The following is a 22,722-nucleotide window of genomic DNA, read 5'->3' as shown; positions in this document are numbered from 1 at the left end:
ATCTGGGGGAGAGCGGATGCCACCAGCGAAACAGCGCCACCGTCCCCGCGCACCTCGAACGGTCACCCACCGCAATCGCCACAGCACAGGCCGTGCACCCCTTCGAACTCTCGCAGTCGAACTCCTGCACCACGCGGAGGCAGCGATCAACCGGGTCCTCCGACCGACCAGGACACAGCGGTCGCGGCGGTCGCGACGGCGACCGCCGCCAGACGCCGGTAGTCGATGGTGTCCGGGGTGTCGGTCGGGCGGTGGTAGTTGCGGTTCCGGAAGTTGGCCGTACTGGTCAGCATCAGGGCCGGAATTCCTGCGTTCCAGAAGGACGCGTGGTCGCTGCGGTCGAGCTGGATCAACGGTGGTACCCCGAGGCCGACGAGTGCGCCCAGCAGGCCGTCGGGACGCGGGTCGCGCAGTGTGACAGCGGGCAGTGAGGGCTCCGCGGCCTCGGCTGCCCGGCGCCACAGGGCGGCCGCCGCCTCCGACGAGCGCCGGTGGGCCACGAGGGTGAAGTCGCCTCGCCGCCCGGCCGAGCGGACCGCCGCGGCCGCCCGGGGGAAGGCCGCGCGAAAGCCGCCGGGCATCAGCTGGGTTCCGGGCTCGTTCGCGAAGAAGCCGACCGACTCCAGGCAGATCATGCCCGTGACCCGCCCGGCGTGGCGGAGCCGCCGGGCAGCGACCCGTGAACCGATCATCCCCAGCTCCTCCATGTCGAAGACCATGAGGGTGACCGCGGGCGGTCGCGGCAGCCCGCCGAGGAGCCGCGCGATCTCCAGCAGCGCGGCGACTCCGGAGGCGTTGTCATCGGCTCCGGGGCTGTCGGCGACGGTGTCCAGGTGCGCTCCGACGACCACCGTGGGGCGGGCGTCGCCTCCCGGCAGCCCGGCCAGGAGGTTCGCGCCGGTCAGCCGCCGGTGCAGACGGAGTTGGAACGCGAGCGCCCGATTGGTCTGGCGGTCGGTGCCGCCCAGGCGCCACCGTACGTCGAACGGCTGCCGCTCCGTCCACCAGCCCGCAACGGCCAGTTCACTCGTCACATGGGCCTCGGCGCGCAGCATGGCCTCGGGAGAACGGATCCGGCTGCGCGGGCGGTCTGCGAGGAGTTCCACGTCATGCCGCAGGCGCTGCGGGTCAGCCCGCCGGGCCAGTTCGCGTACGAGCGCGGGCACTTCGTGGCCGAGATCCATGACGGAGTCAGCTCCGAGCGGCCGGGGCCGGGACGGCCACGATCCGGTCGAGAGCCAGCGAACAGCCCGTGCCGCGGCAGCCGGGCTGCTCCGCCGGCAGCTTGCGGCCTTCGGTGCCGAGGCCGTCGACGGCCTCGCCGAGCGTGACCGGATCACCCATCGCGTAGATCGTACGAACGTACATGGCGCCCTTCCTCATGTGTAGGCCGGCGCCGGGGCGGGCGCACAGCCCTCACTCCATGCCATGACAGGGGCGGGTGGGAGGCAAGGCCGCCCGGGCGTTCGAGTGACCGTGCCCTCTCTGCACTTGGCCGACCGGCGATCCAGCGGCAGGAGGCGTCCCCGCACCTGGGAAGCGGTCGTGGGGCAGTCCAGCCTGACGGATCAGCGCAGGCTGGGGCGTCGGGAGTGGCGCAGACGCATGCCGTAGTAGACGATGTCCGCCGCGAGCAGGACGATGCCGATGATCAGCAGGTAGAGCAGCCCCTCAGCTGTATGGACTGTGTGGACGGTCGTGGAAGGGTCCTACGACCTGTGCCAGGTGCTCCCCAGAGAGGGCCCGATGACCAGGACCGGAGCGTCGTCTCGCCCGTCGACGCGGTCTTGCAGGGTGTTCGTCGGTGTCTCACTCACCCGCAAGACCCTCTCATCTCTCACGCCGGCCAATGTGACCGGGGGTACGGCTGCCCGGGTCCGACCAGGTGGAAGACGTCTCGCGCCGCGAGGCGTGTGTGGCTGTCGAGGGCGATGGCCACGGTCGTATTCCGCCCAAGACCGACCTCGGCCGGCTTCCTCCGGAGAAGCGTGACGCCCTTCTCGACCGTGACCGCCCCTGACTCGCTGCGGGCGAGGGAGGAAATCTCCGCAGTGCCCGTGCGTCGGGGTTCCCTCGGGGCGATTCCGGATATCCGGGGAAGCCCGCGCCGATCAAGAGACGTGCTGCCCATCGTCTACACGGTCGGTCCGTCCCCTTTCTCCGTAGGGTCATTTCTGCGGCGCGCTGTCCCCTCTGGGGCGCGGCCTGACATACGGCGAGTTGACGAGAGAGACCCGGCATTGCCGGAGAAGGCTCGTCGTATGTGTGGCATTTCGAGTTTCGACACATGGGTGACCTCGCCACGGCAGACGGCGATGTGCGGTCCAGAGGCGAATCAGTCGACCGGGTGATCGGTTTCTCCGGGTACCGGTGTACGGAAAGCGACTCATGAAGCAGGGGTTACGCAAGGCCGATATGCGTACGGCGAAGTCGGAATGACTTCCCGACGCGTCCTACCGAGCGCAGCACGATTTCCTATGCCCTCGATTCTCTCGTGCCGCGAGCTCTCCACGGAAAACACTCCGGGTGTGCGTCGCCGACGGTCCGGCACGCCTCGCCGACTGGTGCGGATTCCGGATTCGGATTCCGGGGAGGCGTGCCGGAGCGTCACCGTCGTCCGTCAGGGCCGCCGTACCGCGGCGATGGTCACCGCTCCGAGCACACAGGCGACAGCTGCCGCGACGTAGGCCAGGTGGTAACCCGTGAGCTGGTCGCCGCTGGTCGCCGCGATCAGGACCATGACCGCCACACCGACGCTGGCGCCGATCTGCTGTGCCACGACGTTCACCGCGCCGGCGACCGCGTGTCGCTCCGGCGGCACGCCGGTGAGCGCGGCGGAGGTCATCGAGGGGAAGTTCAACCCCTGGCCGATGCCGCTGATGACCAGGCCGGGAAGCACGTGCAGCACGTAACTGCCGTCCTGCGGCGTGCTCAGCCACAGCCCTGTTCCCACACCGATCAGGACCAACCCGACGGCCATCAACGTGCGCGGAGTGTGCCGGGCGAGCAGGCGCCCGGTGGCGAAGTTGGCGGTGAGGAACACGGCCGCGGACATCGGCACCAGGGCGAGACCGGACTCGAGCGGGGAGTAGTCCAGCATGCCCTGGAGATACAGCGGCGCGAAGAACAACAGCCCGACCGAGCCCATGTACTGGAGGAACGCCGCCAGGCTCGCGGCCCGTACCGACGCGATCCGGAAGAGGCCGAGAGGAAGGACGGGGTCGGCGGTGCGGTGCTCGCGGACCACGAAGAACACCAGGAACGCCACCGCGGCGGAGAGCGCGATCCAGGCCGGCGCACCACTGGTGCTCACGCCGACGATCAGCAGGGTGAGGCCGAGCGTGCCCGTGATCGCCCCGGGCAGGTCCAGGCTGCCGCCGCGCCCGACACCGTCGGGCAGCCCGGCGCGCGTCGCGGCCAGCACGACGAGACCCAGGAGCACCGAGAACCCCAGCACCGACCGCCAGCCGAAGAACTGGGTCAGTACGCCGCCCAGCAGCACCCCGCCGCTGAAGCTCGCGGCGCCGACCGCGGCGTACACGCTGAGTGCCCGGTTGCGCGCCGGTCCGGCCGGGAACACCTCGGTCAGCAGGGCCAGTGCGGCCGGCCCCGACAGGGCCGCGCCGATGCCCTGGGCCGCCCGCGCGCCGAGCAGCACCGCGGTGTCCGGCGCCACGGCCCCGACGAGCGCGGCCGCCGTGAACAGGGCGACCCCGAACTCGAACACGCGCCGGCGGCCGAACACATCGGCCAGGCGCCCGCCCACCAACAGGAAGCCGGCGAAGGTCACGGCGTAGGCGATCATGACCCACTGGAGCGTGGTGTCGTCCAGGCCGAAACGCGCTCCGACCGACGGAAGCGCGGCGTTGAGCACCCCGAGACCGCTCACGTCCAGCGCGAGTGCTCCGGCCAGTACGCCAAGTGCCAGGCCCGGCCTGTGCCGTGGCATCACCTCGGTACCGGTCATGCGTCACCCGCAACCGTGACAGGGGTGCGCGGGTGACGCCTGGATAAAGCAATGTCGACATCGGCCGAAAACCCTTGCCGCACGGTGGCAAGTTCCCTTCGGTGGTTCATGTATTTCATGCCGAGCATGCTTGCAAGGTCGTCCGTCCGCTGTCCAGTCCGCCTCGAATCCCAGGAACCTCCGAAGCACCCCACGGTGATTGAGCGAGTCGATCCGGTCAGTCGGGGCCCAAATCGCGCCAGCGCACCATCCGACCCGGGAAGCACCCTTGTCTCACCTTTCCCAGAGTGGCAGTCTGATGTTGGTCGTTCGGGGCAACTACTTCGTCATACGGGCCATGTCAGCCCGCTGGTTTCTAGACCTGGGATCGCCGTCGCAGAGCGACGCGACCAGGAGCGCGCGATGTACGCCGGCGGCTGGACCGCCGGGAAACGGTCCTGATGCGGACCCCGATCCGATGCAGCCAGGATGACTCGACGGGAGTCATTTCGAGACCGCAGGGCCCCGGCCGTGTCCACCGACACGGCCCGTACGTGCGCCGCAGCCCTCCCATCCTCCTGCCACGACACAGCTCTGTCGGCCCATACCACCCGCCCTGCTGAGGAGCCGTAATGCCCCAAGAGCGCGCAGAACGAGATCAGCATGCCTTAACAGAGTTTCTCCTTTCTCGCGTTGCCGATCTTATGGATCTTCCCAAGGACTCGGTGGACCGCTGGACACCGATGCACCGATACGGTCTCGATTCACTGAAATTCACCCATCTCGCCACCTCGTTATCCGAATTCGTCGGCTGGAAGGTGCCGGTCACCTGGATGTGGCAGTACCCCTCCGTCGACGAGCTGTGCCGGGCTCTCGTGAACGGCCCGCGGGCGGCGGAGCCCGCGCCGGGAGCCGAGCGCCGTACGGCCTCGGCCTCGGCCTCGCACGAGCCCATCGCGATCGTGGGCATCGGCTGCCGCTTCCCCGGCGGGCCCGACCCGTCCTCCTTCTGGAAGTTGCTGTCCGAGGGCCGTGACGCCGTCGGCCCGGTACCGGCCGCGCGCCGCGACCTGCTGCGCGGCTCGGCTCGCTGGGGCGGGTTCATCGACGGCATCGACCAGTTCGATCCGCTGTTCTTCGGCATCTCACCCCGCGAAGCCGTCCAGATGGACCCGCAGCAGCGCCTGATCCTGGAGCTCGCCTGGGAGGCGCTGGAGGACGCGGGCGTCGCGCCCGACAGCCTCGTCGGCACCGAGACCGGCGTGTTCATGGCCTCCTGCTGGGGCGACTACGCCGCGCTCGCGCACTACCGCGGGCCCGACGTCCAGATCACCCCGCACACCGCGACCGGCATGCACGACGGCATCATCGCCAACCGCGTCTCCTATGTACTCGGCCTCCAGGGCCCGAGCATGGCCATCGACGCCGCCTGCGCCGGGTCGCTGGTCTCGGTGCACGCGGGCTGTCAGTCGATCTGGATGGGCGAGAGCGAGCTGGTGCTCGCCGGTGGCGTGAACCTGAGCTTCGTCTCCGACTACTACACCGCCATGGACGCGATGGGCGCGCTCGCCCCGGACGGCCGCTGCAAGTCGTTCGACGCCCGGGCCGACGGCTACGTCCGCGGTGAGGGCGCCGGAGTCGTCGTGCTCGCCCCGCTGAGCGTGGCCCTCGAACGCGACCTGCCCGTGTACTGCGTGATCAAGGGCAGCTCCTCCCAGAACGACGGTCTGAGCAACGGCATGACCGCGCCGAACCCGCAGGCGCAGGAGCTGATGCTCCGCAACGCGTACCGGCGGGCCGGTATCGCGCCGTCCCTCGTGGACTACATCGAGTGCCACGGCTCCGCGACACCCCTCGGCGACCCCATCGAGGCCAACGCCATCGGCGCGGTCCTGGGCGGCGACCGCGCCGCGCCGCTGCGGCTCGGCTCGGTCAAGTCCAACGTCGGGCACCTGGAGGCGGCGGCCGGCATCGTCGGCCTGGTCAAGCTCGCGCTGTCGATCCGCAACCGCGTGCTGCCGCCCAGCCTGCACTACACCTCCCCGAACCCGCAGATCCTGTTCGACGAGTACAACCTCACCGTCCAGGACCGGCTCACGGCATGGCCCCGGCGGTCGGACGCGCGCCGCGGAGGCGTCAGCTCGTTCGGCTTCGGCGGCGCGATCTGTCACGTCGTCGTCGAGGAACTGCCGCAGCCCGAGGGCACGCTCCTCCTGCTGGCCGAGGACTCCCGGGAGGCGCTGGCCGAACGGGCCGCGGCGCTGCGCGACGAGGACGACCTGCGGGCGGTCTGCCGCCGGACTCCCGCCGACGGGACGTTCCGGCTCGCGGCCGCCGCCCGTGACATGACCGAGCTCAGGACGCAGCTGGACGCCTTCACCGCCGGCACGCCGGCCGACGGGCTGCACGTCGGGGAAGCGACCGGCCGCAGGCCCCGGGTGGCGTTCCTGTTCTCGGGCAACGGCTCGCAGTGGGTGGGCATGGGCCGGCAACTCCTCGCCGGGATGCCCGTGTTCCGGCGGTCGATGATGCGCTCCGACAAGCGGATGCGGGAGCTGCTCGGCTTCTCGCTCGTCGACCAGATGCTGGCGGCCGACGGCCGCATCGACGACATGGACGTCTTCCAGCCGCTGCTGTTCTCGATCCAGGTCGCCCTGGCCGACGCCTGGCGCTCCCTGGGGGTGGAGCCGGACGTCGTCGTGGGACAGAGCGTCGGCGAGTTCGCCGCCTCCCACATCGCCGGCGCGCTCGACTTCGAGGACGCCTCCCGGCTGGCCGCCGGCCACGGTCGGCTGCTCCAGCAGCTGGCCGTCGGGCGCGGCGACGGCATCGTGGTCACGACCGGTGCCGACGCCGTCAGGCCGTACCTGACCGGGCAGCTCACGATCGCCGGCTACAACGGCCTGAACTCGACGCTGGTCACCGGCACACCGGAGGAGATCGACGGACTCGTCCAGCGGCTGACCGAGGAGGGCGTCACGAGCCATCGGGTGCGGATGGGGCACGCACCGCACTCGCCGCTGGTCGACCACGTCCTCGCCCCGCTGAAGGTCGAACTCGACGGCATCAAGCCCCGGACCACCCGCGTCCCGATGGTCTCGACGGTCACCGGCGAACTCGTCGACGGTACGGAGCTCGGGCCGGACTACTGGGCGGACAACCTGCGCGGGGAGATCCGGGTGGTCGACGCCCTGACGACCCTGCGCGACCACGACGTCGACGCCGTGATCGAGGTCAGTCCGCATCCCGTCCTGCTCAAGTCCGTGGCCGAGATCCTGCCGGCGGCGACCACCCTGCCCTCGCTGCGGCGCGGCACCGACGAGGCCTGGACCCTGCTCGGCTCGCTCGGTGCGCTGCACGCCGCCGGCCACCCCGTCACGGCCGGCCCGTTCCTCGCGGGTGACCGGGGCCGACACGTCACACCGAGCCAGGGCGACGCCGCGCCCGACGAGCAGGTGCACCTCGTGCCCGTCACGGCGCGTACGGCGGACGCGCTGGCCGACACCTGCCGCGAGCTGTCCAACCACGTCGAACGCGACGCGGGCCTGCGGGTCTCCGACCTCGCGTACACGCTCGCGACCAGGCGTGCCCACCACAACCAGCGGATAGCGTTGTTCGCCCGCAACCGTCAGGACGTCCTGGACGGACTCGCCCGCGTCGCCGCCGGTCAGCCGCACCCGGATGTCGTCACGGGCACGGTCGCCGGCAACAGCGACCGGCGGGTGGCGCTGGTGTTCTCCGGCGGCGGGACGCAGTGGGTCGGCATGGGCCGGGAACTCCTGCGCTCGCACGCCGGCTTCCGTACGTGGATGAACGCCTGCGACGCCGCCGTGCGCGCGGCCGGCGGCTGCTCGGTGCTCGACCAGCTCGACGCCCCGGCCGACGAGGCCCGGTTCGAGGAGATGGACTTCCAGCAGCCCGTCCTGTTCGCCTTGCAGGTCTCGCTGGCGAAGGTCTGGCTCGGACTCGGCATCCAGCCGACCGCCGTCGTCGGACACAGCCTGGGCGAGGTCGCGGCCGCCTGTGTCGCCGGGTCGCTGTCGCTGGACGACGCAGCCCGTGTCGTGGTCGCCCGGTCGCACCTGCTCGAACGGAAGGCGGCCCCCGGGGCCATGATCTCGGTCGACCTGCCGGAGCAGGAGCTGCTGCCGAGGATCGCCCCGTACGCGGAGCACGTGGCCGTCGCCGTGGTGAACAGCCCCACCAGTGCGGCGGTGTCCGGCTCGCCCGAGGCCATCGGTGCCCTGGAGGCCGACCTGAAGCAGGCCGGCATCTCGACCAGGAGGATCCGGGTCGAGCGGCCCGTACACAGCCCCGGCATGGATCCGCTGATCCAGCCGCTGCGTGAACGCATCGACGGGATCAGCCCGTTGACGAACACGATCGAGTTCCGTTCCACGGCGCTGGCCGACACGGTGAACCCGGTCACGGACGTCGACTACTGGGTGCACAACCTGCGCAACCAGGTGCGGTTCGCCGAGACGATCGGTGCGCTGGTCGACGAGGGTGTCGGCACCTTCATCGAGATCGGGCCGCACGAGACGCTGCGCGGCGCGGTCGAGGAGATCGCGCTGACCCGTGGCGCCCGTGTGCACGCGATCAACTCGCTGCGGCGCGACGAGAGTGACGTCCGCTGTCTGCTGGCGGCCGCCGCGTCGCTGTACGTCCGGGGGCTGCCGCTGACCTTCGACTCGTTGTTCGCCGACGACGTCGAGGTCGTGGAAACCCCGCTCGTGCAATGGCAGAAGGACCGCTACTGGCTGGACACCACGCCGCTCCCCCGGGTCGCGTCGACACCGGCCGCCGAGACCGCGGCCGTGACCGAGTCCGTGGCCGTGGCCGTGGCCGGATCCGAGGCAGCGACCGGGTACGTGGCAGCGACCGGGTCCGCCGTCGGGTCCGTGGCGGACAGGCCGCTGAAGGACGTCGTCCTCGGCGAGCTCGCCGACGCGCTGGGTGTTCCCGCCGGAAAGCTCGACGCCAACGCCGAACTGCGGGACTTCGGCCTCGACTCGATGCTGGCGATCCGCCTCGTCAACCGCCTGCAGTCGCTGTTCGGGCATCGCGTGTCGCCGGTGGTGTTCCTGGACGGCCGGACCATATCCGAGGTCGTCGGCCATGTCGTCGAGACCATCGGGGGGACGACGGAGTCCCAACCGAGCGCGGTGGTCGCACCGGAGCCGACGCCCAAGGCCAAGACGAAGCCCAAGACCAAGCCCGAGCCCGAGCCGGCCCGGACGTTCCTCGACGACCTGTCCGAGGTGGACGCAGAGGAGCTGCTGGAGGAACTGACCGCACGCGGGTTCCTGGAGCCCACCGACGCACCGGCGGCGGAGCGGCTGCGCGCCGGCGGCCTCGGTCTCGAACTGGCACCGGCGTCCCACGGCCAGGCCTCACTGTGGTTCATGCAGCAGGTCTCACCGGACGCCGTGCCCTACAACTTCATGGTGGCGGCCCGGATCCGCGCCGAGGTCGACGAGAAGACGCTCGACCTCGCCGTACGGGCCGTGATGGAGCGGCATCCCGCGCTGCGCACGCTCTTCGTCGAGGCCGGCGGCCGACCGCACCAGGTCATCCTGGACGAACCGGTGTACGAGTTCCTCGTCGTGGACAGCACCGACTTGGACGACGAGCAGGCCCGCGAGGAACTCGCCGAGTACGGGCACGAGCCGCTGGACCTGGACAACGGCCCGCTGGTGCGGGTGGTCTTGATGACGCGCGGGCCCGCGGACCACTACCTGCTGGTGCTCGTGCACCACATCGCGTCGGACGCGGCCTCGGCGGACGTGATGATCCGTGAACTCCAGGAGTTCTACGAGGGCGCCGACCCCGCCGCCCGTGAACCGGTCGCTCCGTACACGGAGTTCGTCGCGTGGGAGCGGGAGTGGCTGACCGGCCCCGCGGCCGACGCGGCGCTGGACTGGTGGTCGGGGAAGCTGGCCGACCCGCCCGCCCACCTGGACCTGTCCACCAGGGAGCGACCCCCGGGCGTCACCTACGAAGGCCGCGACCTGACGCTCCGCTGGAGCGCCGAAGAGACGCGTCGGCTCCGGGAGTTCGCGGTACGCGAGGGGGTGTCGATCAGCACCGTCGTCCTGGCCGGCTTCTTCGCCACGCTCAACCGCGCGGCCGGGGTCGAGGACTCCGTCCTGGCCACCGCCGTCGCCCAACGCGCCGAACCCGGCTGGGAATCCGCGATCGGCTACTACCTCAACACGGTGCTGGTACGCGCCGAACCCTCCGGCGACCGCAGTTTCCGGGACCTGCTGGGCGAGGTCCACGCCTTCTCTCTCGGCTTGGTCGAGCACATGAACTACCCGCTCGACCTGCTGGCCTCGCACCTGAAGCCGCCCCGGGCCGAGGGCCGTTCCCCGTGGTTCGACGTGGTGGTGAACTGGCTGTCCTCCGACGCGTTCCCCCGGTCCGTGAAGCTCTTCCACGGCATCGGCGACACCATCGCGCCCGACGGCGCGCTCCCGCTCGAACCGCTCCAGGTGCGCAGGCACCTCGCCAAGTTCGACCTGGAGATCTCCATGGCCGACATCGACGGTGAGGTCGTCGGCCACATCCAGTACAAGCCCAGCTACCTAGAGAGGGAGACCGTGACGGCCCTGCTCGCGCTCTACCGCACCGTGCTCTTCGACTCCATGGCCCACCCCGACCTGGCCCTCCGGGACATCGCGCCGAGCGGCCTCCCCGAGGAGTCGGACCAGTGACCGATACCCTGCACTCCGAGTTCATCGAGCAAGCGGTCAAGAACCCCGGTGCCCCCGCGGTCTACGCCGACGCCGGCGTCCTGACCTACGGCGACCTGAACGAGCGGTCCCGGGGCCTGGCGGAACGGCTCGTCGCCGAGGGCGCCGGTCCCGGTGTCCCGGTCGGCATCTGTGTCGAGCGCACGCCCGACCTGCTCGTCGCCCTCCTGGCCGTCCTGCGCACCGGCTCCTGCTACGTACCCCTGGACCCGAAGTACCCGGCCGAGCGGCTGACCTTCATGGTCCGGGACAGCGGGACCCGGCTGCTGCTGACCACGCCCGCGTCCCGGGCCAACTGCCCGGCGGGCCCGACCGTGGTCGTCCTGGGCGAGACCGTGACGACCGAGCCCGGCGAGCAGCCCGTACCGGTCGTGCCCGGCGACACCGCGTACATCATCTACACCTCGGGATCCACCGGCGTACCGAAGGGCGTGGCCATCCACCACGGCGGCTGCGTCGCCATGCTGTCCGAGATGGACCGGATCTTCGACGGCCGCGACATGAGCGGCATCTCGGCGGCGAGCTCGGTCTGCTTCGACATGTCCGTGATGGAGATCTTCCCGGCGCTGTGCCGCGGCGGCGCCGTCGTCCTCGTGGAGAGCGCCGTCCACCTGCCGGACAGCCCGCACGCCGACAAGATCACCCACCTCAACGTCGTCCCGTCGGTGATGAACGGCCTGCTCGACGCCGGCGCCCTGCCGCCGAACGTCCGCACGGTCGTGTTCGGCGGCGAGCCCCTGCGGCGCAAGCTGGTGGACCGGGCGTACCGGGAGACCGCCGCCGACCGGGTCTACAACGCCTACGGCCCCACCGAGGCGACCGTCTTCAGTTCGCACAAGTGGGTGCCGGAGGACGAGACCGGCGAGCCGTCGATCGGCGCGCCGTCGGCCAGTGCCCGCGCCTACGTCCTCGACGAGAACCTGAAGCCGCTGCCGGCCGGCGTGCCGGGTGAGCTGTATGTCGGCGGCGTCGGCCTCGCCCACGGCTATGTGAACCGGCCGCGCACCACGGCCGAGCGGTTCGTGCCGGACCCGTTCCTGGACGGCGAACGCATGTACCGCACGGGGGACGTCGTCACGTTCACCGACGACGGCGAACTCCGGTTCGGCGGCCGCTCCGACCACCAGGTGAAGCTGCGCGGCTTCCGTATCGAGCTGGAGGAGGTCGAGGCGCGGCTGACCAGCTGCCCCGGGGTCCGGGAGGCCGCCGCCGTCGTACGGGGGAACAAGCTCATCGGCTACGTCGTGCCGGAGAGCGACTCCCGGGAGGGCGTCTGGCTCGACGCCGGACTCCAGACCGCCCTCACCGGCGAGCTGGCCGCCGAGCTGCCCGACTACATGGTGCCGGGGACCCTCGTGTTCCTGACGGCGCTCCCGCTGGCGCCGGGCGGAAAGCTCGACCGTGCGGCGCTGCCCGATCCGCCGGCCGCCGCTTCCGGTCCTCCCCTGAGGGCCGCCAGTACGCCGACGGAGGTGGCGCTGGCGGAGATCTGGGGCCAGTTGCTCGACCTCGAACCGGCGAACATCGACGTCCAGGCCGCCTTCTACGACCTCGGCGGGGACTCGCTGCTGCTCGTCCGGCTGGCCAGGCTGATGACCCGGCGGTTCGACCGCCGCGTCCGCGTGCCCGACCTCTTCAGCTTCCGTGACATCGCCTCCCTGGCCCGCTGGCTCGACACCGAGAGCGGCGCCACCCCCGAGGTGGTCGAGTCGGCCCGCCGGCGCGCCGGCGCCCGCCGCGCGGTGCTGCGCGGCCGCGCCGCCCCCACCGACAGCTGAGTCACGCGTCGCTCGCCACCCGCCACTCGCCTCAACGCAGGAGCGTTTCCATGACCGACAGCCCCGAGCAGGACTACGACCCGGGTGACGTGGCCGTCATCGGCATGTCCCTCCGGTCGCCCGGAGCCCGTACCAAGGAACAGTTCTGGGACAACCTCGTCCACGGCAGGGAGTCCGTGTCGTTCCTGGAGAAGGACGACATCCACGTCGACGAGACCCTGATCCACAGCCCGTTCTACGTGCGGGCCTGCGGCGTGCTCGACACGTACGACAAGTTCGATCCCTCGGTGTTCGGCATCAGCGACCGGATGGCGGCCGCGATGACCCCGGAGAACCGCCTGTTCCTGGAGAGCGCGTGGGAGACGCTCGAGGACGGCGGCTACGACCCGGACCGGGTCACGGCCGAGATAGGCATGTACGGCGCCAACAACCCGCAGACCGCCGCGCTCTACAGCTCGCCGCCGGACCGGGTGTCGGTCGGCCCCGAGGCGATCGAGGCGAGTCTGGCGTGGTCGCCGGACACCATGACGTCCAACGCCCTGTACTACATGGGGCTGACCGGTGAGGCCGTCACCGTCGCCGCCGTCTGCGCCGGCTTCCACTACGCGGTGCACCTGGCCTGTCAGTCGCTGCTGCTCGGCCAGACCGACATGGCGATCGCCGGTGGCGCGATGGTCCGGCTGCCGCACCCCCGTGGTCACCTGTGGGAGGAGAACCGCATCCTCTCCAAGGACGGCCACTGCCGCCCGTTCGACGCCAACGGCACCGGTACGGCCCTGTCCAGCGGTGTCGTCACCGTGCTGCTGAAGCCACTGGCCGAGGCCGTCGCCGACCGCGACCACATCTACGCCGTGGTCAAGGGCTCGGCCGTGAACAACAACGGTGTCAGCGCGATGGCCTACGGCCTGGCCCAGCCCGAGCGGCTGAGCGCGTGCATCGCCGCCGCCATGGAGGTCGGCGGCGTCGCCCCGGACACCGTGTCCCTGTACGAGGCCAACGGTCTCGGTCTGCCGATGACCGACGAGCTGGAGGTGCACGCGGCGAGCATGGCGTTCGGCAAGCAGACCGGCACCACCTCGATCGGCGGGGTCAAGGGCAACGTGGGCCACGGCGGCGTGGTGTCGGGCGGCTTCGGCGCGATGAAGGCCGCACTGGCGCTCTACCACAAGACGCTCGCGAAGACGATCAACCTGACCGAGGTCAACCAGGACCTCGACCTCCCCAGCACCCCGTTCGTGCCGCAGCTGGAGACGACGGACTGGGAGGCGGAGTCCGGCATCCGCCGTGCGGGCATCACCTCGATCGGCGGCGGTGGCTACAACGCGCACCTGGTGCTCGAGGAGCCCCCGACGGTCGCCGAGCGCACCCCCGAGGCCGACGGCAGGCCGCGACTGGCCACGCTGTCCGCCCTGGACGACGAAGCGCTGGCCCGTCAGCGCGCACGGCTGAGGGAGTGGCTGATCGCCCGCCCCGAGCTGCGTCTGGACGACATCTGCTTCAGTCTCAACCTGGGCCGCAAGGTGATGGACCGCCGGTGGGCGGCCGTGGTCCGCAGCCGTGCGGAGCTGATCGAGGCGCTGGCCGCCGACTCCCCCCGGGGCCCGGCCGTCACGACGAGTGCGGCGCCGCCGGTGGACGCGGACTCCTTCCGCCGCAACGACAACGGCATCGTGGAGCCCGGACGGGACGCGGAGGCCCTGGCCGATCTGGCCGCGGCCTGGGTGACCGGCGAGCGGGTGGACTTCGGCTCCCTGCACCTCGGGGAGACCAGCCACCGCGTGCCCCTGCCCACGTACCCCTTCACGCCGCGCCGCTTCTGGCGTACGGACTGGTGACCGTGAGCACGACGGCACTGGACACCGTGGACCTGGGCGACCCGGGCACCTTCGCGGACCACGACCTCGGCGCGTTCTGGCGCACCCTGCGGGACACCGCACCGGTGCACTGGAACCCGCCGGTCGGCGGCCGCAAGGGGTTCTGGGTGCTCTCCCGCTACGACGACATCATGGCCACCTACCGCGACGACGTGAACTTCACGTCCGAGCGCGGCAATGTGCTCGTCACGCTGCTGGAGGGCGGCGACGCCGGGGCCGGCCGGATGCTGGCCGTCACCGACGGGCACCGGCACCACGAGCTGCGCAAGATCCTTCAGCGGGTGCTCTCGCCGAGGGTGCTCGACGAGGTGGCACGGACGGTACGGGTCAACACCCGGCGGTGGATCCGCGAGGCGGTCGAGAGCGGCGGGTGCGACTTCGCCGAAGAGATCGCCGGCCGGATTCCGATGACGACGATCTCCAGCCTGCTCGGAGTCCCCGAGCAGGACCGGGAGTTCCTGCTCTCGCTGACCAAGGCCGCGCTGTCGACCGAGGACGAGGGCGCCGGCGAGGCCGACTCCGAGCTGGCCCGCAACGAGATCCTCATGTACTTCATGGACATCGTCGAGGAGCGGCGCGAGTCGCCGGGCGACGACGTGATCAGCATGCTGATCGGCAGCTCCATCGACGGTGTGCCGCTGTCCGACGAGGACGTCGTGCTCAACTGCTACAGCCTGATCATCGGGGGCGACGAGACCAGCCGGCTCACGATGATCGACTGCGTGCGCACGCTCGCGGACCGGCCCGAGCAGTGGCGGCGGCTCAAGCGCGGCGAGGTCGCGGTCGACACCGCCGTGGACGAGGTGCTGCGCTGGGCGTCGCCCACGATGCACTTCGGGCGCAGCGTCGTCCACGAGACCGAACTGCACGGCGTACGGCTGCGGCCGGGCGAGATCGTCACGCTCTGGCACGCCTCCGGCAACCGGGACGAACGGGTCTTCGCCTCGCCGGGGACGTTCGACCTCGGCCGCACGCCCAACAAGCACCTGGCCTTCGGCTACGGCCCGCACTTCTGTGTCGGCTCGTACCTGGCCAAGGTGGAGATCGCCGAACTCCTCATGGCGTTGCGGGACTTCACCACCGGATTCGAGCAGACCGGCGAGGCGCTGCCCATCCGGTCCAACTTCCTGACCGGGTTCTCCACCCTGCCGGTGCGGTTCCGCCCCGATCACTCCGGACTGAAAGAGGTCGACTGATGAACGGTAACCCCTTCGAAGGCGGCGACGCCGACTGGCTGGTCGTGGCGAACGACGGCGAGCAGTACGCGCTGTGGCGGCCGCACCTGGACGTGCCGAAGGGCTGGCGGATCGTCCACTCCGGCCCGGACCGCGACGGCGCCCTCGACTACGTCGAGCGGCACGCCACCGCGGCGCGGGAGCGCGCGTGAACATCTACCTGTCGGGACGAGGGGGATTCGCGGTCCAGGTCGCGGACGCGCTGCTGGACGAAGGGCACAAGATCGTCGGCGTGGCCGCCCCCCGGCTGCGCAAGGGGCAGTCCGACGAGAGCAACGCGATGTGCTGGGACCGCCTGCGGTCCTGGGGCTTCCCCAGGAACATCCCGTGGACGGACTCGGCCGAGCTCCGCGCGATGCACGTCCCGGACGGGGTGGACATCATCGTCGCCGCGCATTCGCACGCCTTCCTCGGCCGCCGTACGCGGGCCAGGGCCGGCGTCGCCACCATCGGCTACCACCCCAGCCTGCTGCCGTTGCACCGCGGCCGGGACGCCATCCGGTGGACGATCCGCGACGGGGACAAGGTGACGGGCGGGAGCGTCTACCACCTCACGGAGCGCACCGACGGCGGCCCGCTGGCCGCCCAGGAGCACCTGCTCGTGCCCCCGGGCTCGACCGCGCAGACCCTGTGGCGCGAGCATCTGGCGCCGCTCGGTGTGCGGTTGCTCCTGAAGGTGGTCGCCGACCTCGCCGCGGGCCGGCGGATCGAGGTCCCTCAGGACGAGAAGCTGGCGACCTGGGAACCGGCGATGGACACGCAGCCGCTGTTCAAGCCCGAACTCATCGCGCTGCCCGGATCAGTGGACGTCGACGGCAGCAAGTGGGCGCTTCACGCGAACTAGCCCCGCCGGTCGACCCGCAGGGAGCACCCGCCTGCGGGTCGACGTCGCGTCTCAGAGGGGAACGACCCACATCGGGTTGGAGTAGAACCACAGGTCCTGCCACGGATCGACATCGCCTCGTACGTCCATGGCAGGGCCGTGGGGATCGACGGCGGCACCCCGGAGGCCGGTGGCGCCGCGCTTGCCGTCGGTCCCGCGCAGCCGTACGTACACGGGCCGGTCCAGGCGGCCGAGATCGTACGTCAGCCGCACCGTACGCGCGGAGCTGTCCACCTCGAAGGACCGGACCACTCTGGTGCCGGGTGCGCAGAGGGCATCGGGATCGGCCGGAGCCCCGGTCACGTCGCCCTGGATGACGTCCACGCGGGCCAGACCGGGCACGGTCCCCGCCCAGTTGGCGGCAGTCGCCAACGCGACGTCGACGACGAGCTCGACCCCGTCGCCACGTCGCACGGTCAGCGTCTCGCCGAGGCCGGCCGTGCGGTCGTCCGCCCGGAGCCGCGCGTGCAGTCCGCTCAGCAGGCCGCCGTGGTCGACCCAGATCCGGCCGGCCCGGAGGCCGTCCATCACGGCCTGGTAGGAGAAGGCGTGCGCCCCGACGTGCGTACGGCTGTACTGGCCCGGCCAGTGGTCGCCGATCACCCGGTTCGGCTCTCCGCCGTAGACGGGATCGGCGTGGCGGCCGTCGCCGGCGAAGTCGCTGCCGGGACCCCGTACCGACGTGTCGCCGATGACGTCGTGCGCGTCGGAGTTCACGGTGATCCACCAGGGCCGGCCCTCGGCGAGCAGGCTGTCCCACAGCCCGCCCACGGTCGCGGTCATCCAGTCGAATCCGCCGAACGTCCGGTAACTCTCCGGCGGGTAGAGGGGAGAGGAGTCGGGTCCCGGAGTCGCGCTGTAGTGGCCGCGGTACGTACCGGGCCCGCGCGACGCCGGCAGCCCGGCGGCCTGATGGCCCGGCGCGCCCTCCATCCCCACGGCGATGCGCGGCTGGGCGTCGCGCCAGTTCCTGAGGTCGCGCGGAGCGTCGAGGCCCCGACGCGAGGGGTGGTTGGCGAGGAAGAGGGCGTCGTCGACGCGCCCGTCCGTCAACGCGTCCGCCAGGAAACCGAGTCCTGAGAGGGCGAGCGCCTTGTGGGCGTCGGTGACGGCGGTCGAACCCGTCACCCCACCGTCGTAGCGCGACTCGAACTCCTTGAGGACGGCGACCTCGTCGCGCCCTGGATGGACGAAGACCGTGGCGTGTTCCGCGGCCGGGACGTTCCACTCCAGGCCCTGGAAGACCAGGATGTCCGGATGGGTCCCGCGGGCCTGGAGAATGTCCGGATTCACCTTCTCCACACCGAGCTTGACGTGGGTGGTGCCGCCGTGGTCGGTGATGACGATCCAGCGCAGGCCGTGCGCCCGGGCCTGGCGTACCTGGTCGATGACCCGGTACTTCCCGTCGCCGCTGTACTGGGTGTGGACGTGATGGTCACCCGCCAGCCACATCTCGCATCCCCCTTGCCTCGGCATGGAGTCCCGAAGCATACCCAGGACCCTCGGAGGGGGTCAGGGGCTGGTGGTGGAGACCGCGTAGACGCGGGGGAACGCCGGGTCCGTGAGGTCGACCGTGATGTCGGTGGTCGGGCGCGGTTCCTCGCGCTTGACCGTGGTGCCCGCCCAGGCCATCCCCTCGGCGAAGGACCAGCCGGCGATCTCGGCGTCGCGGTCGCCGACGGTGATCCGCCCCGCGGTGAGCCGCGCACGGGAGGTGCCGGCGTCGGCGAGGAAGGCGTCGAGGCCGTAGGCGTCCGTCGTGAACTGGACGTAGAGCCTGCTGGTCTTCCAGTTGCTGGTCTCGTAGTACGCGACGTCCCAGGCGCCGCCGGGGATCGGGACCTCGAAGACCCGGCGCTTCATCTTGGAGGGCGGGTTGGTCTGGAGGCCGGCCGCGGAGGACTCGCGTTCCTTGTCGCGGCCGCTGTCGCGGCTCTGGCCCGCGGAGACGACGAGGTACCCGGCCGGGATGCCGACGAGCAGCACGATGATGACGGCCGTGAGCCAGCGGCGGCGGATCATGTGCCGGCGCTCCTCCGGCAGCTTTCCCTCGGGCGGATGGGGCGAGTGGGGCGGGCGGGACGGGTGGGGCAGGGTCATGAAGAGGGGTCCTCGGGAGTACGGGGAGCCCGGGCCGAGGTGCCGGTGCGCAGGGCCTGGGCGTACCGCTCGTAGCGTTCGTACCGCTCGACGCGGCGCCGGTTGGCGCGGCGGAAGCGGCGGGCGACGAGCCGGGCGAGGTCGGCCGCACCGACCATCCCGGCCTCGGGGCCGAGCTGGGCACGGGCGATGCGGGCCTCGGGGCGGTAGCCGCGGCCGGTGAGGTGGCGGCGGAAGGCGTCGCGGGCGGGGCCGATGAGGAGGTCGTCGGCGGCGGAGACGCCTCCGCCGATGACGAAGCAGGAGGGGTCGAGCGCGGCGGCGAGGTTGGCGATCCCGACGCCGAGCCACTGGCCGATGTCCTGGAACAGCTCGATGCTCATGGCGTCGCCCTCGCGGGCGAGCTCGGTGATGAGCGGTCCGGTGATGTCGGGGATGTTGCCCTTGACCCGCTCGATGATCTCGTACGCCACCGGGGAGTCGGCGGCGGCCAGCTCGCGGGCCTCGCGGACGAGGGCGTTGCCCGAGCTGTACTGCTCCCAGCAGCCACGGTTGCCGCAGGGGCAGCGGTGGCCGCCGGGGACGACCTGCATGTGCCCGAACTCGCCGGCGACGCCGTACTTGCCGCGCTTGACCTGGCCGTCCTCCAGGATCGCGCCGCCGATGCCCGTACCGAGGGTGATCATGACGAGGTGGTCCTCGCCGCGTCCGGCGCCGAAGCGCCATTCGGCCCAGGCGGCGGTGTTGGCGTCGTTGTCGACCATGACGGGGACGGCGAGCCGGCCCTGGAGGGCGTCCTTGAGGGGTTCGTTGCGCCAGGCGAGGTGCGGGGCGAAGAGGACCCGGGACCGGTCGGCGTCGACCCAGCCGGCCGCGCCGATGCCGACGGCGTGGACGTCGTGCCGGTCGGCGAGGTCGAGGACGAGCTCGACGATGGTGTCCTCGACGACCTTGGGGCTCTTGGACTTGTCCGGCGTCTCGGTGCGGAGCTTCTCCAGGATGTTGCCGTCCGCGTCGACGACACCGGCCATCACCTTCGTACCGCCGATGTCGATGCCGACGGTCGGCACCCGGGGCGCGGTCAGGTGGGAGCGCCGCTCCCGGGTCCCGACGGTCCGCAGCACGGTGCCCCGGGCCGATCCCCGGTGGGTGAGGTCGCGGTAGGTACTCATCGGATCCGATTCTGCCAGGTGGGAGGTGAAGGGGCCGTTACGCTCCGGACGGCCGCTCCAGTTCGTGGCGGAGGTCCTCCAGCTCGGTGCCGCCGGCCATCTGGCGGGTCAACTCGTCGAGCGTGACGGAGCTCTTGGTGTGGCGGGCGGCCATCACGCCCCGCTTGAGCAGGACGAACCGGTCGCCGACGAGGTAGGCGTGGTGGGGGTTGTGGGTGATGAGGACCACGCCGAGGCCCTGGTCACGGGCGGCGGCCACGTACTTCAGGACGACCCCGGACTGCTTGACGCCGAGCGCGGCGGTCGGCTCGTCGAGGACGAGGACCTTGGCGCCGAAGTGGACGGCGCGGGCGATGGCCACGCACTGGCGCTCGCCGCCGGAGAGGGTGCCGATGGGCTGGTCGACGTCGCGCAGGTCGATGCCCATGCGGAGCAGCGCCTCGCGGGTGGTGGTCCGCATGAGGTCGACGTCGAGCCGCTTGAAGGGGCCGGAGCCCTTGGTGGGCTCGGAGCCGAGGAAGAAGTTCCGCCAGACCGGCATGAGGGGGACGACGGCGAGGTCCTGGTAGACGGTGGCGATGCCCCGGTCGAGGGCGTCGCGCGGGTTGGCGAGGGTGACTTCCTCGCCCTCGATGCGGAAGGTGCCGGCGTCGTGCCGGTGGAGTCCGGCGACGATCTTGATGAGGGTCGACTTGCCGGCGCCGTTGTCGCCGAGGACGCAGGTGATCTCGCCCGCGTCCACCCTCAGGGAGACCCCTTCGAGGGCGCGGATGTTGCCGTAGTACTTGCTGACGTCGTCGAGCTCGACCAGCGCGGTGGCTTCCGTCGTCACTTGGTGGCCTCCACACGCTTGCGGATCCAGGCGTTCAGCAGGGTCGCCAGGAGGAGCATCGCTCCCAGGAAGAACTTGAACCAGTCGGGGTTCCACTCGGCGTACACGATGCCCTTGCTCGTCATGCCGAAGATGAGGGCGCCGACGGCCGAGCCGATGGCGGAGCCGTAGCCGCCGGTGATCAGGCAGCCGCCGATGACGGCCGCGATGATGTAGATCAGTTCGTTGCCGACGCCTTCGCCCGACTGGACGACGTCGAAGGAGAGGAGCAGGTGCTGGCCGGAGATCCAGGCGCAGAAGGCCACGCCCATGTAGAGGCCGATCTTCGTCCGGTAGACCGGGACGCCGACCGCGCGGGCGGCGTCGGCGCCGCCGCCGACGGCGAAGATCCAGTTGCCGAAGCGGGTGCGGAGCAGGATCCAGGTGGCGAGCGCCACGAGGCCGAGCCACCACAGGATGGTGACCTTGAGCTCGACGCCGCCGACGGTCACCTGGGAGGCGAAGAGCTTCCGGGCGGAGGGGAAGCCCTCCATGTCGGCGATGGTCTTGGTGGAGACGGTGCCGCTGATCAGCTTGGTGAGGCCGAGGTTCAGGCCGGTCAGCATGAGGAAGGTGCCGAGCGTGATGATGAAGCTGGGCAGCTTGGTGCGGGTCAGCATGAAGCCGTTGAAGGCGCCGATCGCGAGGGTGACGAGCAGCGAGACGCCGACGCCGACCCAGACGTTCGCCGTCAGCTGGTAGCTGACCATCGAGGAGACGAGCGCGGAACTCGTGACCATGACACCGGCGGAGAGGTCGAATTCGCCGCCGATCATCAGCATCGCGACGGGGACCGCCATGATGCCGATGGTGGAGGCCGCGTAGAGCACGGTGCCGAGGCTGGCGGGGCGCAGGAAGCTGTCGGCCGCGACGGAGAAGAAGACGAAGACGGCGATCGCGCCGACGACCGAGCCGAGCTCGGGCCGGGCGAGGAGCTTCTTCAGCGGGGTGGTGCGCAGGAGCCGTTCGTCGACGTGGTCGACGCCGTCGGACGGTGGGGCGGTGGAGCTCATCGGGTACCCCGCTCCGCGTACTGCTTGAGCGCGCCCGCCTGGTCCTTGGTGATGATCTGGGGGCCGGTGAGGACCGGCTTGCCGCCGCCGAGGACGTCGGCGTTGTAGCGGTACAGCCAGAGCAGGTCGACGGCCTCGTACCCCTGGAGGTAGGGCTGCTGGTCGACGGCGAAGCCGAGCGTGCCGTCCTGGAGGGCGGTCGCGACCTTGGCGTTCAGGTCGAAGGTGTCGATCTCGGCCTTGCTCCCGGCGCTCTTCGCGGCCTGGACGGCGGCGTCGGCGAAGGGGGCGCCGAGGGTGACGACGGCGTCGATGGCCTTGTCGGACTGGAGCTTGGCCTCGATGGAGGCCTTGACGTCGGGCATGTTCGTGCCGTCGACGTAGAGGTTCACGAGCTCACCGCCGAAGGTCTTCTTCGCTCCGGCGCAGCGCTGCTCGTGGCCGATGTTGCCCTGCTCGTGCAGGACGCAGAGGGCCTTCTTCTTCGCGCGCTGGTCGAGCTCGTCGCCGACGGCCTCGCCGGCCACGGCCTCGTCCTGGCCGATGTGGGTGAGGGCGCCGTAGGCCTTGGACTGCTCGGCGCCGGAGTTCACGGTGATCACCGGGATGCCGGCCTTGACGGCCTTCTCGACGGAGGCCTTCATCGCGTCGGGCTTGGCGAGGGTGACGATCAGGCCGTCGACGCCCTTGGCGACGTACGAGTCGATGAGCTGGGCCTGCTGCTGGGCCTCGTCGCTGTGGGCGTAGAGGAAGTTGATGTTGTCCTTGACGGCGGCCTGCTTGGCGCCGTTCTGGACGATGTCCCAGAAGGTGTCGCCGTCACCGGAGTGGGTCACCATGGCGAAGGTCCAGCGGGGGGTGTCGACGGCCGCCCTGCCCTGCGCCGCCGCGGCCTTGCGAGCGTCCTCCGCCCGCTTCCCACCGGTGCTGCTGCACCCCGCGAGCGCTCCTGTGAGCGCGAGCGCGAGCACGGCGCCGATGACGGCCCGCACCCCTCCTGTCCGAAGCCTGGTCACGAGGCCGTGCCCTCCTTTGTGTCCTTCTGCGTGCATTGCAGTATCGGTCATGCGGGTCGTGGCACTGGTCAGCGGGGGT

General features: G+C 70.9%; 15 protein-coding genes. 6 read left to right on the top strand and 9 right to left on the bottom strand.

From position 1 onward, the window contains the following. Positions 1-146 precede the first annotated feature (146 nt). From ACFWWU_RS21175 to ACFWWU_RS21165, 3 genes are all read right to left on the bottom strand, one after another. Positions 147-1,184: a M28 family peptidase gene (locus tag ACFWWU_RS21175; protein ID WP_384147359.1), complete on the bottom strand. Its 1,038-nt coding sequence runs from the start codon at positions 1,182-1,184 to the stop codon at positions 147-149. A gap of 7 nt (positions 1,185-1,191) precedes the next feature. After that, positions 1,192-1,368, bottom strand: a complete 177-nt coding sequence (locus tag ACFWWU_RS21170; RefSeq protein WP_384147358.1) for a hypothetical protein — start codon at positions 1,366-1,368, stop codon at positions 1,192-1,194. 1,252 nt (positions 1,369-2,620) lie between these two features. Beyond that, positions 2,621-3,967, bottom strand: a complete 1,347-nt coding sequence (locus tag ACFWWU_RS21165) for an MFS transporter (RefSeq protein WP_384147357.1) — start codon at positions 3,965-3,967, stop codon at positions 2,621-2,623. 683 nt (positions 3,968-4,650) lie between these two features. Between ACFWWU_RS21165 and ACFWWU_RS21160 the strand changes: the two genes are divergently transcribed. From ACFWWU_RS21160 to ACFWWU_RS21135, 6 genes are read left to right on the top strand one after another with little or no spacing between them, the layout of a single operon-like run. Beyond that, a complete protein-coding gene (locus tag ACFWWU_RS21160; protein ID WP_384147356.1) occupies positions 4,651-10,662 on the top strand; it encodes an acyltransferase domain-containing protein in 6,012 nt (2,003 codons plus the stop codon). Further along, a complete protein-coding gene (locus ACFWWU_RS21155; protein ID WP_384147355.1) occupies positions 10,659-12,479 on the top strand; it encodes an amino acid adenylation domain-containing protein in 1,821 nt (606 codons plus the stop codon). The genes ACFWWU_RS21160 and ACFWWU_RS21155 overlap by 4 nt, the downstream gene beginning before the upstream one ends. Positions 12,480-12,529: 50 nt before the next feature. Then, positions 12,530-14,314, top strand: coding sequence for a beta-ketoacyl synthase N-terminal-like domain-containing protein (locus tag ACFWWU_RS21150; protein ID WP_384147354.1), 1,785 nt, complete (start codon positions 12,530-12,532; stop codon positions 14,312-14,314). Beyond that, on the top strand, positions 14,311-15,549 hold the full coding sequence (locus ACFWWU_RS21145; RefSeq protein WP_384147353.1) for a cytochrome P450: 1,239 nt from the start codon (positions 14,311-14,313) through the stop codon (positions 15,547-15,549). Before ACFWWU_RS21150 ends, ACFWWU_RS21145 begins: the two co-directional genes overlap by 4 nt. After that, a complete protein-coding gene (locus tag ACFWWU_RS21140) occupies positions 15,549-15,740 on the top strand; it encodes an MbtH family NRPS accessory protein (protein ID WP_384147352.1) in 192 nt (63 codons plus the stop codon). The genes ACFWWU_RS21145 and ACFWWU_RS21140 overlap by 1 nt, the downstream gene beginning before the upstream one ends. Next, a complete protein-coding gene (locus ACFWWU_RS21135; protein WP_384147351.1) occupies positions 15,737-16,432 on the top strand; it encodes a formyltransferase family protein in 696 nt (231 codons plus the stop codon). The genes ACFWWU_RS21140 and ACFWWU_RS21135 overlap by 4 nt, the downstream gene beginning before the upstream one ends. A 51-nt stretch (positions 16,433-16,483) precedes the next feature. On the opposite strand, the gene ACFWWU_RS21130 is transcribed toward ACFWWU_RS21135, so the two are convergent. The 6 genes from ACFWWU_RS21130 to ACFWWU_RS21105 are packed head-to-tail and all read right to left on the bottom strand — an operon-like array spanning position 16,484 to position 22,643. Further along, a complete protein-coding gene (locus tag ACFWWU_RS21130) occupies positions 16,484-17,962 on the bottom strand; it encodes a PHP domain-containing protein (RefSeq protein WP_384147350.1) in 1,479 nt (492 codons plus the stop codon). 21 nt (positions 17,963-17,983) lie between these two features. Continuing rightward, positions 17,984-18,571 (bottom strand): hypothetical protein, encoded by a 588-nt coding sequence (locus ACFWWU_RS21125; protein WP_384147349.1) that lies wholly within the window; start codon positions 18,569-18,571, stop codon positions 17,984-17,986. Continuing rightward, a complete protein-coding gene (locus ACFWWU_RS21120) occupies positions 18,568-19,743 on the bottom strand; it encodes an ROK family glucokinase (RefSeq protein ID WP_384147348.1) in 1,176 nt (391 codons plus the stop codon). The genes ACFWWU_RS21125 and ACFWWU_RS21120 overlap by 4 nt, the downstream gene beginning before the upstream one ends. Before the next feature lie 37 nt (positions 19,744-19,780). Beyond that, a complete protein-coding gene (locus tag ACFWWU_RS21115) occupies positions 19,781-20,575 on the bottom strand; it encodes an ATP-binding cassette domain-containing protein (RefSeq protein ID WP_384147347.1) in 795 nt (264 codons plus the stop codon). Further along, on the bottom strand, positions 20,572-21,627 hold the full coding sequence (locus ACFWWU_RS21110; protein ID WP_384147346.1) for an ABC transporter permease: 1,056 nt from the start codon (positions 21,625-21,627) through the stop codon (positions 20,572-20,574). Before ACFWWU_RS21110 ends, ACFWWU_RS21115 begins: the two co-directional genes overlap by 4 nt. Further along, entirely contained in the window at positions 21,624-22,643 is a 1,020-nt protein-coding gene (locus tag ACFWWU_RS21105; protein WP_384147345.1) for a sugar ABC transporter substrate-binding protein, read from the bottom strand. The genes ACFWWU_RS21110 and ACFWWU_RS21105 overlap by 4 nt, the downstream gene beginning before the upstream one ends. Positions 22,644-22,722 lie beyond the last annotated feature (79 nt).

Source organism: Streptomyces sp. NPDC058650 (assembly GCF_042717315.1).
Classification (GTDB): domain Bacteria; phylum Actinomycetota; class Actinomycetes; order Streptomycetales; family Streptomycetaceae; genus Streptomyces.
This window is presented reverse-complemented; position numbering and strand designations above follow the sequence as displayed.